Source organism: Vibrio sp. SCSIO 43137, assembly GCF_028201475.1.
Taxonomy (GTDB): domain Bacteria; phylum Pseudomonadota; class Gammaproteobacteria; order Enterobacterales; family Vibrionaceae; genus Vibrio.
The window spans coordinates 265,545-279,338 of the sequence record NZ_CP116384.1; the positions used below are offsets into that span (position 1 = coordinate 265,545).

The window sequence follows — 13,794 nt, forward strand, 5'->3', positions numbered from 1 at the left end:
ATTTTATAGGGCTCTGTCTGGAGCCCTTTACACTCCCCCTTCGCCAGCTTGTTGAAGACTATAGCCGGTAAGAGGATCGATTTCTGCGACCAGATGTTCTACCTGTTTAATTGCCTCAATTGACGTACTTGATTTCCGGTAGCTGAGATAGATAGGCCTGCACCAGTCTTCGCTGTCTTCCACTTTAAACAGTTGTTCGCTCGCCAGAAAGGGTTCGACTACCGAGGTGGGGAGGTAAGCCGTCCCCCCTTTTTCCAAAACAAAATCCAATGCGATTCTGGCGGTAGAGGTTCGCAAATATGGGGCTGGCACTGAGGGGTGCCTTTCTGCATGCTCTGAAGCAAAACGGGTACCCCAGTCAACATAAATGTACTTCTGTTCAAACGCTTGCTGCTCCAGACAGGGCTCTGTTGATACCAGAGTCAGTACAAGATCAGCAACATGCTTGCAGGAGAGTTCGTCTGACTTGATCGGATCAAGGGCGAACGCCATATCAAGGGTACGTTCCAGCAAATTGCGGTTAATCTGCTCCCGCGATAGTGTTTCAGCAATAAAACCATAACCTTCAAACGCATCGGTTACGATACTCAGACAGTTTTGCAGATAGGCATCCCAGATATTTGGAGTTCCGCCAAGGGTAAGCTGAAGTGCTTTACCTTTTTCCAGCGACAGCTCAAATTTTGCCTGCTCAAGGGAAGAGACCATCACTTCGGCATAGCCAATTAAACGCTCCCCTGCCGATGTTAGCTTGATGGCATTTCTGTCCCGCGTAAACAGCGTGGTATCAAAGAAAGATTCTAGTTGTTTTATTCTGGCGCTAACCGCAGCCTGAGTGATATAGAGGTTTTCTGCTGCGCGGCCAAAGTGCTTCTCTTTCGCCACTTCCAGAAATGTCTGGAATACTTTTACGTCCATATTCTTATCTCACGTTATTTCCAGCGAAGCATAACAACAATTAATTGTCGAGACGACAAAAATATTTTGATTTTCAAACCCCCGGTTTCCCACTAACTTTCGCTTCAATCCAATGACAAAAAACAATGAGGTCGACATGGCTGAAATTCTACTTCGGATGGGCGAAAAACGCTTCTACGACGACAAAGCATTTCCCCGTGGTTTTGCGAAATCAGGAAACTTTACCATTCTGGAGGAAGAGCTGTTGATCTATTACGGCGACACTATGGATGGCTTAGAAACAGGACGGCTTGAACCGGAGAATGCTGAAGAGAAGCACTTTTTAAAGGCACTAAAAGATCCTAAAAAAGCCAATACCAAGCTGGAAACAACCTGGCTGAAGTACATTAAATATGCCCGTGGAAGAAAGCACTTCCATACGTTAAGCAGCAAAAAGCCTTCTGTTAGTCAGTCACTGATTGATTTAACGGAAGAGAGCAGTTCCGACTTTGAGGGCTAATCATTGAACATCTGTTTCCTGATGTATCCATGGGAGCGTGTTTCCCCAGAATCCGATACCACCCTGAGATTAGTACATGAATGCGCTGTTCGCGGCCATACAGTGGCTATTACCACAACCAGCGGCCTGACCATTCGAGACAGTACGGTTTACGGTTTTTGCCAAATCATCAAAAAAGGTCAAAAGATTTCGGACAACATACCGAGATTCTACAAGCAGGTTGATTTTCAGAAAGCCAGACTGCCAATGGCCGGCTTTGATGTCATCTTTATGAGGGCAAATCCGCCACTGGATAACCTTGCCCTGAACTTTCTTGATTCCATTAAAAACGACACTCTGATTGTCAATGATCTGGAAGGTCTGCGTATTGCCAATAACAAGCTTTACACTGCCAGCATGGAGGGGATTGCCAGCGATTTTATCCCGGCGACTCACGTGTCAAAAAACCGCGATTATCTTCAGCGGGTACTGGAAGAGAGTGAGAGCGAAAAAATGATTCTGAAGCCTTTAAATGGTTTCGGTGGTCACGGCGTTATTGTTATCGAAAAGAATGCCCGCCAGAACTTCCGTTCATTGCTCGATTTTTACATTGGTGAAGGTGACCGGAGCAACTACGTTATTCTGCAGGACTACATTGAAGGCGCTGAAGAGGGTGATAAACGCATTTTAATGCTAAATGGAGAACCTATCGGGGCTATGCGGCGCGTTCCTGCACAGGGAGAGATTCGCTCGAATATCCATGCCGGAGGAACCGTTGTTAAACACAGCATCACTAAGGAAGAGAAAAGATTGTGTGCCGCCATTGGTCCTAAACTGGTGCGTGACGGACTGTATTTCACCGGCCTTGATGTCATTGGCAATAAACTGGTAGAGGTAAATGTCCTCAGCCCGGGCGGAATTACCCGAATTAACAAGCTGAACCGCACCCGACTACAACGTCAGGTTATTGATTTTGTGGAAAACATCGTTCTTTCTAAAGATTTGATCTTACAAAGGAAGAATGTGTTCCGTCGTGCTGTGGAAGATGCTCACATTGAACCTTGATGCCTCTTTTACCCTGGATGAAATGATCCGCATGATAGACCGGGAGCAACCCTTTCAGGGGTTGCTGGCCGGCAGTGGCTGTTTTATTAAAATCGATGAAGATCTGCCTGTAGTCTGTACAGCTATCCATGCCGGCAGCCAGATGCGGCCTGAGCTGATAAAGCAGTGCGAGTTAAGTACGGAAGAGAGATATTTCGAGGAAGATCCGTATACCGACCAGATGATTATGTCTCAGCCCATCACGCTTATTGGTCTGGACTCCCGGTTTGAATACGATCTTAACCGTCCCAAAGCTCTGAGTACTTACCACAAATCGGCATGGAACAAACAAGTATGGAAAAAGGCACTGTCGGAAAACCAGCGTAAGATCAGCCACTCTAAACATGAGTTGTTCTATCTGCTTTATGAAGCCTTGATCACTAAGCTGGAATCAATGTTTCGCCATGTTATCGTTTTTGATATGCACTCCTATAACCATCAGCGCATTGAAAAAGCCTCGCCTGTTTTTAACATCGGCAGTACTCAGATTGATATGGAACGTTGGGGGCCGATTGTTGAGCGTTTTACTTCAGAACTGAAGAAAATCCCTTTACCGAACATCAGCACCACCGCAGAAGTTGATGCTGTTTTTGAGGGAAGAGGATACCTTATTGCTCATACCAATGCTCATTTCGACAGAACCCTTGTGCTTCCCACAGAAGTGAAAAAGGTGTTTATGGATGAACAGAGCGGAGCGCTTTTCCCCCTTGTGCTGGAATCCGTTCAAATTGGTCTCAAACAGGCTTTTAGTGCCACCAGTGCCTACTTTCAGCGCAAAGTTAGTGCTAAATCCCGTGTGCGACGGGCAGATATGCTGAGCTCACAGATCGATACTTCTGTCCTGAGTGTCGACAAATCGTTGTTCCGGCTTGCGAAAAAAATAGAGACGCTGAAGTACGTTAACCCGACCAACTTAGTCCGGGAACGGGCGCGCTTTTTTGCTGCCCCGAGACGCTACAAACCCAACTATCGCTATCGCCAGTTGCCTGTTAATGCAAACGAGTTTAAGCATCAGCTCTATAAGTTGCCTATTGATCGGATTGCTGACCCTGATCTGAAAGGACTTTACAGTGACATGATCGATAAACTGAGTGAAAAGGTCGATCTGCTGACATCAGTGGGGCAAGACTCATTCTTATACAGCTCGCTTAAATACCACGGCAGGCCAGATACTGCCGCCTTAAAGAATGCCCGCTTTTTACTCTATGCGCAGGAACTGGATGACGATGCTCAACCGGAAAAAGAGGCATCCTACGCCAAAACTTTGCTTTCTGAGGCGGCTAGCCGGTGGGGAATGAAGTGCAAGATTACTGAAACGGCATCCCTTGCTGCTAAAGCTATGGTCTCTTCCAATCCGCCGACGCTTTTTTTCAATAGCGGAGCGACATACGGGGAGAAAGAGATAGCACGACTTATCCAGCATGAACTTGGTGTGCATATGGCAACAACACTTAATGCCAGAATGCAGCCAATCTCAATATTCAGGCTGGGTTTACCGGGATCAACCTTTACTCAGGAAGGGCTGGCCATACTTGCGGAGTTTAAAGCGGGTTTTATGTCTTTGGACCGGCTTAAGATACTTGCGGCACGAGTTTTGGCTGTGGACTCTATGCTGAAAGAGCAGGACTTTTTCCAGACTTACTCTTACCTCACAGAAGAGCTTGAGATTGAAAGTCAGCTTGCCTTCAATATAACGACACGTGTCTATCGCGGTGGCGGTTTTACCAAAGACCATTTATATCTGGCAGGTTTTGTGGAACTGCTGCATTTATCTGAAAGCCGAACGTTAGATAATTTATTGATCGGTAAATGCAGCGTTAAATATCATGATTTAATCGATGAGCTGGTTCACCGGCAATGGTTAAAACCTCCGTTTCACGGGTTTGATACTACCGAAGAAGAGAACCCGCCGATTCTGGATTATTTAATCAGAACCCTGCGTAACAGATAGCCTCTTTTAACTAAGTCAACTACAGGCAAAAATGCTTCTAAAAAGCGGTTGCATTTATCGTGATGTAATCGCTTTAAATCAAAGTGTTACCTACCCAATCAATCGATTTTTCTGCGCTGTTTTAAAGGACGAATATCGAATTTTTATTCGATAGATTTTCTTTATCGTGAAGATAAAATTTTTTCGTTTTACTACCACCTCTGAAAGCCTCATATTCGCCGGAAATTACTTATCTAATCCCATAGTTCACTCTATTTTCGCACGTTCATCAAAGGAGGTAACGCGAGTGGAAAGCACAACTGATTTCGCTGTAAAAACAGGATTTAAAGTACCCGTTGCCGCGCTATCACTTTATGCCATTGCGTCAGCCTACCTGATGACGCTAATACCACTGTTACTGGGTGAATATGGGATTGATGCTAATAACGCGAGTTGGTTAGCTAGTGTGTTTTTTGCCGGTCTGTTTGTAGGAACGTCTGCCATTAAACCTGTAGTGAAATTTATCGGCCACCGCATGGCTTTTATTGTCTGCTTATCACTATTTATCGCGACCATTGTAGTACTTCCGTTAGCACCCGTGGCGTGGGTATGGTTTATTGCCCGCTTTGTCGGTGGCATAGCGGTGGCCGGTCTTTTCGTTGTTGTTGAATCGTGGTTGCTTGCCGGAGATGAAGCAAGCCGGGCGAAACGATTTGGCTTATATATGTGCTCCATCACCGGTGGCGTGGCATTGGGTCAGCTGGGAATAGGTTTTGTCGGCATTCAGGGGCTGATTCCGTTTGTAGTCATACTCTCTTTATTGAGTGCAGCACTTGTGGTCATGATGTTTATTCCGACTCAGCCACCTCAAAGTCACAACTCTGCCACCTTGTCATTCAGGCAAATTTCTAAACTAAGCCATGCAGCTATCATCGGCTGTACGGTTGCGGGGTTAATACAGAGCGCAATTTACGGACTAATGCCGCTTGAATTAACCCATCGTGATGTATCTCAGACTCATCTGAGCTTGTTAATGGCATTGATCATTGTTGGCGGGATGTTGGTTCAGGCAGTTATTCCCTTATTGATCAGAGTTGTCGGACGCACGCCTTTAATGGGAATGTTTTGTCTTCTTGGAGTGTTCGCAATTGGTCTGGTTATTTTAAATAGCCACCATAATGTATTGGCTATCAGCTTACTGTTAATTGGTATGGCAAGCTATGCCCTTTACCCCATCGCCATCAACTTAGGCTGCGATAAGTTAGACAAGAGCTTAATAGTTTCTGCGAGTCAGATAATGCTGTTTTGCTATAGTCTTGGCTCTGTTATTGGCCCCGTGATCGCAGGCTGGTTTATGGAGAGCACACAAGGCTTAATGACTTACCTGCTTGCCATTATGATGGCGACAGCTATTTACATGTTTATCGCCAGTATTCGTACTAATAAACATGCCATAGCAGGAGAGTAACCGGAGAACTTACGCACGCTGGTCTTTAGGAGAATCCATAACCACGTGCGTTGTTATTTTTGCGATATGTGGAAGCTTTCCGAGTGTATCCGCATGAAAGGCTTTATAGCTTTTCAGGTCTGCTGTTTCCACTCGAAGCAGGTATTCAAATTCTCCCGTCAGGTTGTGGCATTCCACTATCTCATCTGAAATCGAAATAGCGTTTTCAAACTGTTTCTGAGCTTCACTGGTATGGGAATCTAGCCCCACTGTTACGTAAGCAACGAAATTGCGACCAAGTGCGGCGTAATCAATGATGGCTTTATAGCCTTTGATGATCCCTTTGCTTTCTAAATCCTGAACTCGGCGCAAACAAGCGGAAGGAGAGAGGCCAATCTTCTGTGCCAGTTCTGCGTTGGTGATTCTGCCGCTCTTAGCTAACTCCTGCAATATTCTGTCGTTAAGTCTATTCATGATTAAAGTATGTTGTGAATTTTGTATTGTGGTAACAATATAAATAAATTTTATTGCGCGTAAAGCCGTATATAGTGTTCTTTCCTATTTACGTGATTATTTATTCAAAGGAAGAGTTAGCTATGAAGCCGTTGCCGGATGAAACTTCGAAAAGATTTGTTGCCGTATTAAACAAGAAAATGGACATTGGCCGTACGGTAAATGTTCTTGGTCATCTTAGTGTTGGTTTGTCTGATTTTCTGCCGGAAGGTGATGCCGTTTACGTTGACTATATCGATCAGGATAAAAACCAGCATAAAAACATATCCCACTATCCGTTTATCGTTTTAAAGGCTGATAATTCCAATAAAATCAGAAAGGTAAGAGAAGAGGCTATTGCGCAAGGTATTACGTTCACCGACTTTACCGACACAATGACAGAGGGTGGTTCAACCGTACAGCAAGAGGTAACCGCATCTACGCCAGAAGTTGATTTAAATTATCTGGGGATCTGCCTGTTCGGAGAGACGGAAGCACTAAGAGCAATCACAAAGAAGTTTAGTTTGTATAAGTAGTCAGGCAAAGCTTCTAAAGTACTTTCAATTAATTTAAAAAAACTCTTTACCTCATGTTAACTTGAGGTATTAGCATGTACGACGTGGATTACAAAAATACTTTAAGGAGAGAAGAATGATCCAGTTAGAACATGTGAACTTAGTGGTAAAGAATATCCCTGAAATGCTGACGTTTTATCAGGCGGCATTTCCCCATTGGTATGTGCGCGATGAAGGAAAAGGAGAGTGGTACGGTAAAGCACGTAACTGGCTCCATTTTGGTGATGAGTATCAGTACATCGCCATGAGTGATCATGGTGAAGGAGAAAACCGTGATTTATCCGGCCATCAGGTTGGTCTGGCTCACTTTGCTTATGTCACTCATAACATTGACGGTGTTATTGAAAGGCTGACTCAGGCTGGTTTCCCCATAGCCAAAGATGGTGCTGAAGAACCTTATCGTAAGAATATCTATTTTATTGATCCGGCTGGCTTTGAAGTGGAGTTTGTGGAGTACCTTAGTGATGATCCCAAGCTGCGTAACCAATCAAGTTAATACATCTCTTCATATTTTCGGTTGAACTGGGAAAAATACCAGATAGCAGAGGTTTTAATGGCTGTTAAAAACTGAGCAGATTGATTAGGCTTATCTGCACTGGTATTTCTAAACCGGCATTAACGAGCATGACAGCTCGTTTGCTAACACAAAGAGACATAAAATATGAAGAAAATAGGTGTGATCAATGCCGTTTTAACCGGAAAAACAGAGTCGTTTGCTCACGGTTCCCAAAGTGCCATTAACAAGAAAGTAGCTTCAGGACGACAGCAGGCTGACTCCCTTGGTTTTATCTATGATGAACAGGGCGATCCTCGGTTTCATGGTGGTGTTCATAAGGCTATTCATATTTATCCTTCTGAACATTATGCAGACTGGCAAAATGAGATAGGTGAAAAATCAGCTCTTAAATCAGTAGGCGCATTCGGGGAAAACCTGAGTTGTTCTGGTATTACCGAGTCAGCAGTGTGCCTGAAAGATAAAATTCGTATTGGCTCAACCTTACTTGAAGTTTCTCAGGGACGAATGCCTTGCTGGAAACTTAACGTCCGGTTTGAGCAGAACGATATGGCTCAAAGGCTACAGGACACGTTAAGAACCGGCTGGTATTTCAGGGTGCTTGAAGAAGGAGAGATAGGCTCCGGTGATGAGATCTTTTTATGTGAAAGACCTTATCCGAAGTGGTCATTATCCCGCATTATGAGTGCTATCTTTACGGGTTGCTTAGACAATGATGAGTTAAGCCAACTAGCTGATATCCCTCTTGAAGAGTCATGGCACAGACTTGTTATCAATCGTCTGGAAAAAGGTGTAGTAGAAAACTGGCAACCGAGATTAGTTGGGCCGACTGGTGAGGCAGACTAATTTAACTATCGGCAGGTTTGATTTCTTACATCTGCTGTTGGTTAGGCTCAGCACATCAAAATAATAATATGATGTGCTGAGTTTGCTTTAGGTGTTTCTTTTAAGAAATTGTTCAGGAAATAAGTACTTGTTTTAATTTTTATACTTCATAATCAAGTCACCAGTTTCATCTCCTTTTGAGGTACCGTCAGGAAAGGTATGGAAATAATCGAATACATCACCCTGATTGACGGTAACCTTCGAGCCTCTTTTTAGTTCAGGAACATTATAGGGTTCATTCCGCAATAGCCCCTCAATCGTTTGATTGTCCCATTTAACTACTTCTATCCACATCCATTCATTTCCACCATCAGCCGTCAAAAAGGGAGCCTTAACCTGAATATATTCACCAGGTTCAAGTCCGGCGTTAAAACTGGTTCTCAATTGATTTAACTGAGTTTTTGCCCGTTTGCTCGCCGCGAGGATTTCTTCATTGTGTTTTACCTGAAGTAGAGGATCGTGACGGCCAAACACTGAGGTAAGGAAAGATTCATGCTTTTCACTGAGAGTTTCTCCTTCAGCATCATCGAATACAAGCTCAATCAATTCATTATATGGGTCACCCTCTTCCCACTTAGCTTCACCTATACCTATTACGGCGTGACCTTTAGCATTTTCATACAAGCTATCTAATAGCGCTTCTTTGTAGTGGGACTCTTTGAGTTTACTGATATCTATATTTAGTTTTTGGTCTGCAATTTTCTGGTTTTCAGCTAAGAGTTGGGTAGTCAGATTTACTAATCGTCCTATATTGTCTGAATATGACCAGGTAAAATCGTTTACAACAACATCAGGTAGTCCGAACTTCGCCATACCCAATGTAATTGCTCTTGTCGAGCCATTATCTTCATAAGAGTGAATAACAATGTTGTCTTTAATGACGGGCAGAAACTCTGACCAAGAGTCCATTCTTTTAACTTTCCAGGCGTTTGCTGAAAATAGTTCTCTGGTCTCAGAATCCCATATTGTTGCATCGTATTTTGAAGCTAACTCGAACATCCAGTTATTTAGCTTTTTATTGCTTTCAAACGCAGATTGTATTGGTACGGCAATGTCAACCATTAGTGCTTTGTTTGACGATTGAATCTGCTCAGTTTGCTGGCTTGTTAAACCGCGGCCAAAATAAGCTAAGTAACTTGGGCCAGGTACCGGATAGGTTTCAGAAAAATCTGTTATATGATCAAGAACAACGTAAGGCTTGTCTACTGTTTCAGGCAGCTTTTTCACCTTTGTAAATCCGTTTGGGATTAAGCCCGAAGTGGGAATGGATGGAGCATTTTCCTGTGGGTAAAAGTAAATGATAGTTCGGTATCTAATGTCTGCAAAACTGGCAATAGATAAAGCCGAGTAACAAAGGAAAAACAGAGAAATAAACCATCTCATCACTAGCTTTGATTTCATGAATTAGCTCTTCTTTTTAATTTATCGTTGGTAATGGGCATGAACTTGACTCAGTCGATTGTATGTCAGTAAATATATCTAGTTGTTATTCCGTAAGTTAAATTGTGATGTGCGATAGGTTGCATTGTTGAGTTTAAGGCATTAGAACGCTAGTTTTGTCCGGATGGATCTATTATCAAAAGTGCTATTTTGTTACCGTATAATCAATCAGTTGGATAATTAGTTAGTATAATTTCAATAAGATTAAGCTAAGTACCTTGCACTTGTCTTTTTGCGAAGGTTCGTACCAATAAACAAGTTCCATTTCTATAATGTATTGTACATTTTCAATTTCATAACTATTTCTACTACTGGTTGGTGGTTTTAGCGATGACCCCAAGCTGCGTAACAGCTCCAGTTAATATCGCGGGATCTGCAAATGATTCAGAAATAGCTCAGCACACCAGTAACGGGTGTGCTGAGTTGGTTTAGTTGTCTCTGAAAGTGCTCTCTGAAAGTGCCTGTCCTTAAAACTTCCTTAAAGGTGACTGTCCTTAAAACGTCTTTAAGTGTCTGTCCCTAAAATCTCGCTTTAAATGACTTGGCCTGACAGGGTTTTAGCTGACCAAATGATTGTGATGTTTCTTCTGTATCCAGTTCCTTCTCGTCCAATCTCACCTGTTTCCATACGGTAACTGGCTGAGTAAACTCGATATGGTCTTCAATCATGCCTTGTTCTGCCGGATTGTAGACACGCACAATAAGCGCTTCATCGTCTTCTGCTTTCTTCAGCACACTCAGTACCGTGCCTTTCTGCTCTTTTTGCAGCAGAGAGTAGCTGAGTGGCTTGTCTTGTTCGGCGACATTCAGCTTCATGGCGTTGTATGGAATCTTGTTATAGCACTGAATTGGCGTCACATTGTCGCGGGCTTCCGCCATGATGTTTGCTTCGATGTGATTTCCGGCGAATCCAAACAGGCTGAACTCACAGGCGATCTTACCGCGGGTCTGGGAATCCGGTGTCGGGATCTTAATACCAGACGGACGACCCGGACGAAGCAGCAAGTTCTCTTTACCCAGTACACCCACACCACGTAGTAGGGTTAATGCAAAGGTATCGCGCTGTTCATTACCTTTGGATGAGATGATTTCAAACTCACGCAGACCATTGGTCATCAGTGCCATACCACCAGTTCTGTTTTCCAGTGCGGCAAAGTTCATTAACTGATAAACAGGAACCGGCGCCTCTTTCCATTTTTCCTCTTCCCACACGGCCATTGCAGGGTCGTTAACCGGGCGGGTGATCAGGCCGAACTGATTGTCAGCCACCACGTACTCAGATACAAAGGGAGTAGGCACAAGCAGACGCAGGCGGTGATCATCGGCCTGATTATCCAGCTCCATACGCACTTCAATACGGCGTGAACCTTGTTTAAGTACTACTTTGCAATCTACATCTACATAGCCATTCTGGCCTGTGCGTTCTTCACGCTCTCGCAGATTTGCTGGAACATTCATTCGCAGCTTAATACTGGCAACAGATTGATAGCCTTCATGGGTAATATTGGTTTCCGCTGTAAACTGGTCTGAATAAATTAGCCACTCTTTTCGGGATGGCGAGTAGTCGTACTCGTCACCATCATCTGAACCGTCTTCCACACGAAGAACCTGATCAAAAGTATGTTCTGTCTCTTTATCAAATATCGTCAGCGTGCCGTTGTCGTTCACATTGATGCGGTAGAACTCATTCTCCAGAAGATACTCTTTCTGCTCGGCAAACTTCAGACGACCCTTTTCGTTAACCTGAATATGCAGAGTGGTAAAGCCCATGGCCGGCACTGCGTAGTTAAGCTGAATATCGTACTCAATAAACGGGTCGTAGTTGCCGTAGTGAACAATTTGGCGGTCAATTTTACCCGGGTCGATAATGCGCTGGTCTTGTATAAAGTACTCAACGGGATTGCCGTTATCATCAAAGATATTGAACTGCTCTGCACGGATAGTAATGGTGGTATTTATCACCTCTTCACGCTGATAAGGAGAGAGATTAAACAGAGCCAGTTTGTCGCAATCTTCCCGCGCCGGCATATGATCAACGATCTTACGCTTATAGAAGTTGATAAGGTTGGTGGCCATATCATCCGCCAGAATATAGCGGTTGAGGATCTCTGCGTGTACTTTATCGCTGCAACAACAACCAATGGAGTCGTGAGCGTGGTTTTTCATGCTCTCTTTCCACATTTTCTCTATCAGGCCGTGGTGATATTCAAAGCCAAGAGACCATGCGATAGAGGCAAGGGGCTCAAGAATGTTGACGATTTTATTCTCAACTTCGGCATGGATTAGCTTGATGTCCATACGGGTTGAAGAGATGGTGCGGTGAACACGCATATATTTACCGTCATTGAACTCACCTTTTACCGTGTCTAGTTTGTCACGCTCTTCGCTAATGCGTTTAAATACCTCTTCAAAGCGGCTCATTACAAATTCGCGATCTGGGTAAACTTCACGCAGTTTATCCATTACCTCAAAGATATCTTTCTGGATAGGCATCTGGTCATGACCATTTGGCAGCAGAATGTCTTTAGTCACCGATGGCTTTTCCAGAACAGGGAAGTATTTATCCAGACGGGCGCGCAGGCCTTCTTCATCTTGTGGCAGGTATTTACCAATAGCGTAACCAAGGGGCAGCACCTGTGCCATGACTTCGGAGCCGTCGTTCGACTGCCACAAAAACTCAGTTTTGTCTGTGCCGTGACGTTCTGAGCAGCCACGCCAGAACATGGCGGTATCAATGCCAAAGCCGTTATAGATCATCGGCAACTGAGAGCTCATAGAGAAGGAGTCGGGTAGATAGCCAATTCTCATTGGTTCGCCAAGTTCCAGACAGTCACGTAGCCCGTACATCATATTACGTACAATTGACTCGCCTGAAACCTGCATGGTATCTGTCTGTGAGTACCATGGGCCGACAATCAGTTTGCCCGCTTCTGCCAACGCTTTAACGCGCTGTTTGTTCTCCGGCTTGATGGCGAAGTAGTCTTCAAGAACGGCGGCCTGACCATCAAGAACGTAATATTTGTACTCTGGATCCTTCTCCAGACGCTGCATGATCTCTTCCATGTTGTTTACAAGCAGAATACGGGACTCTTCTGTTGTGAAGTACCATTCGCGATCCCAGTGCATGTGTGGAGTGATATGAACGCGTGATATTGTCATTGTTTTGTACCTTTTAAAGACTGTTGGCTATACGGCTTAAATTGAATTAGTGGGTTAGGCAAAAAGGCGTTACCCGAATATCTTGGATGCGATTGAGCCGAAAAAGCCTTTTTTCTCAGTACCCTGAATCACTTCCTCAGTTACAGGAGCGGGTTCGTCAGTAACGACAGGTTCTGGCTCTTCATCATTTAACAGGGAAAGAATTTGATCTGTAGTCGTTGCTTTAAGCACCGCCTCACGAACATCATCATCGACTAGCGTGCTGGTAAGTTCTGTTAGTAGCTGCATATGGGTTGAACCAGCTTCTGCATTCGGTATGGCAATCAGGAAAATCAGGTTTACATCTTCTTCTTCATCCAGTCCTTGCCATTTAAGGTCTTGCTTCAGGGTAGCGACTGCGAACGCTGCTTCTTTCACTGCATCGGTTTTGCCGTGAGGAACAGCAAGACCTTCTCCCAATGCTGTAGGCCCCTGAGCTTCACGGGCAAAAACGGCTTGCAGATATTCCGCTTTACTATGAAGTTTGCCTTGTTGGTTCAGTTGATCAGCCAGAGCTTCAATGGCTTCATCGCGGCTCTCAAAGCTGGTTTGCAGGTTAATCAGTGCAGGGTTAGTCAGAGTGGTAAGGTTCATAATCTTATCCCGTTAATACATTAGTGAGTAGTACCTGTTCAGTAATGGCTAAATGATACCAATCCAATACAATTAATCTGTGATCTTGATCGCCTTTATAATTAAATATGTATTATTATTTGTATTCTCTTTGTTTTTGAGGGAGTTATGATGATGGCTGGTATAGGTATGAATTAATGATCGTCTGATGGAGTTGAGTATGTAGAGCTTAGTTAATTCGTT

Annotated in this window: 11 protein-coding genes and 1 pseudogene; 7 read left to right on the forward strand and 5 right to left on the reverse strand. The window is 44.0% G+C overall.

The genetic code is table 11. From position 1 onward, the window contains the following. Positions 1-27 precede the first annotated feature (27 nt). Positions 28-915, reverse strand: a complete 888-nt coding sequence (locus PK654_RS17010) for a LysR family transcriptional regulator (RefSeq protein WP_271700190.1) — start codon at positions 913-915, stop codon at positions 28-30. Positions 916-1,051: 136 nt separating this feature from the next. Here PK654_RS17010 and PK654_RS17015 point away from each other — a divergent pair, with 136 nt between their 5' ends. From PK654_RS17015 to PK654_RS17030, 4 genes are all read left to right on the forward strand, one after another. Continuing rightward, positions 1,052-1,414, forward strand: coding sequence for a DUF413 domain-containing protein (locus PK654_RS17015; RefSeq protein WP_271700192.1), 363 nt, complete (start codon positions 1,052-1,054; stop codon positions 1,412-1,414). A gap of 3 nt (positions 1,415-1,417) precedes the next feature. Next, on the forward strand, positions 1,418-2,458 hold the full coding sequence (gshB, locus tag PK654_RS17020) for a glutathione synthase (RefSeq protein WP_271700193.1): 1,041 nt from the start codon (positions 1,418-1,420) through the stop codon (positions 2,456-2,458). Beyond that, positions 2,439-4,448: a flavohemoglobin expression-modulating QEGLA motif protein gene (locus tag PK654_RS17025; protein ID WP_271700194.1), complete on the forward strand. Its 2,010-nt coding sequence runs from the start codon at positions 2,439-2,441 to the stop codon at positions 4,446-4,448. Before gshB ends, PK654_RS17025 begins: the two co-directional genes overlap by 20 nt. A 286-nt stretch (positions 4,449-4,734) precedes the next feature. After that, on the forward strand, positions 4,735-5,895 hold the full coding sequence (locus PK654_RS17030) for an MFS transporter (RefSeq protein ID WP_271700196.1): 1,161 nt from the start codon (positions 4,735-4,737) through the stop codon (positions 5,893-5,895). 9 nt (positions 5,896-5,904) lie between these two features. On the opposite strand, the gene PK654_RS17035 is transcribed toward PK654_RS17030, so the two are convergent. Then, positions 5,905-6,348: an Lrp/AsnC family transcriptional regulator gene (locus PK654_RS17035; RefSeq protein WP_271700198.1), complete on the reverse strand. Its 444-nt coding sequence runs from the start codon at positions 6,346-6,348 to the stop codon at positions 5,905-5,907. 122 nt (positions 6,349-6,470) lie between these two features. Between PK654_RS17035 and PK654_RS17040 the strand changes: the two genes are divergently transcribed. From PK654_RS17040 to PK654_RS17050, 3 genes are all read left to right on the forward strand, one after another. Then, entirely contained in the window at positions 6,471-6,902 is a 432-nt protein-coding gene (locus PK654_RS17040; protein ID WP_271700199.1) for a DUF2000 domain-containing protein, read from the forward strand. Positions 6,903-7,017: 115 nt separating this feature from the next. Next, the gene (locus tag PK654_RS17045) at positions 7,018-7,437 is read left to right on the forward strand and encodes a VOC family protein (protein ID WP_271700200.1); all 420 of its coding nucleotides are present in this window, start codon (positions 7,018-7,020) and stop codon (positions 7,435-7,437) included. Positions 7,438-7,602: 165 nt separating this feature from the next. Continuing rightward, a complete protein-coding gene (locus tag PK654_RS17050; protein WP_271700202.1) occupies positions 7,603-8,301 on the forward strand; it encodes an MOSC domain-containing protein in 699 nt (232 codons plus the stop codon). Between the two features lie 132 nt (positions 8,302-8,433). On the opposite strand, the gene PK654_RS17055 is transcribed toward PK654_RS17050, so the two are convergent. From PK654_RS17055 to PK654_RS17065, 3 genes and pseudogenes are all read right to left on the reverse strand, one after another. Then, the gene (locus PK654_RS17055) at positions 8,434-9,741 is read right to left on the reverse strand and encodes a DUF2314 domain-containing protein (RefSeq protein ID WP_271700204.1); all 1,308 of its coding nucleotides are present in this window, start codon (positions 9,739-9,741) and stop codon (positions 8,434-8,436) included. A gap of 558 nt (positions 9,742-10,299) precedes the next feature. Next, positions 10,300-12,939, reverse strand: a complete 2,640-nt coding sequence (gene mngB / locus PK654_RS17060) for a mannosylglycerate hydrolase (RefSeq protein ID WP_271700206.1) — start codon at positions 12,937-12,939, stop codon at positions 10,300-10,302. A gap of 144 nt (positions 12,940-13,083) precedes the next feature. Beyond that, positions 13,084-13,572: pseudogene (locus PK654_RS17065) on the reverse strand (fructose PTS transporter subunit IIA); the annotation flags it as partial. Between the last annotated feature and the right edge of the window lie 222 nt (positions 13,573-13,794).

Bases quoted from the DNA above. Each gene is read 5' to 3' on its own strand.
- PK654_RS17010 (WP_271700190.1), bottom strand. From the start codon at position 915: ATGGACGTAAAAGTATTCCAGACATTTCTGGAAGTGGCGAAAGAGAAG.
- PK654_RS17035 (WP_271700198.1), bottom strand. From the start codon at position 6,348: ATGAATAGACTTAACGACAGAATATTGCAGGAGTTAGCTAAGAGCGGC.
- PK654_RS17025 (WP_271700194.1), top strand. From the start codon at position 2,439: ATGCTCACATTGAACCTTGATGCCTCTTTTACCCTGGATGAAATGATC.
- mngB (WP_271700206.1), bottom strand. From the start codon at position 12,939: ATGACAATATCACGCGTTCATATCACTCCACACATGCACTGGGATCGC.
- PK654_RS17040 (WP_271700199.1), top strand. From the start codon at position 6,471: ATGAAGCCGTTGCCGGATGAAACTTCGAAAAGATTTGTTGCCGTATTA.
- PK654_RS17050 (WP_271700202.1), top strand. From the start codon at position 7,603: ATGAAGAAAATAGGTGTGATCAATGCCGTTTTAACCGGAAAAACAGAG.
- PK654_RS17055 (WP_271700204.1), bottom strand. From the start codon at position 9,741: ATGAAATCAAAGCTAGTGATGAGATGGTTTATTTCTCTGTTTTTCCTT.
- PK654_RS17045 (WP_271700200.1), top strand. From the start codon at position 7,018: ATGATCCAGTTAGAACATGTGAACTTAGTGGTAAAGAATATCCCTGAA.
- PK654_RS17015 (WP_271700192.1), top strand. From the start codon at position 1,052: ATGGCTGAAATTCTACTTCGGATGGGCGAAAAACGCTTCTACGACGAC.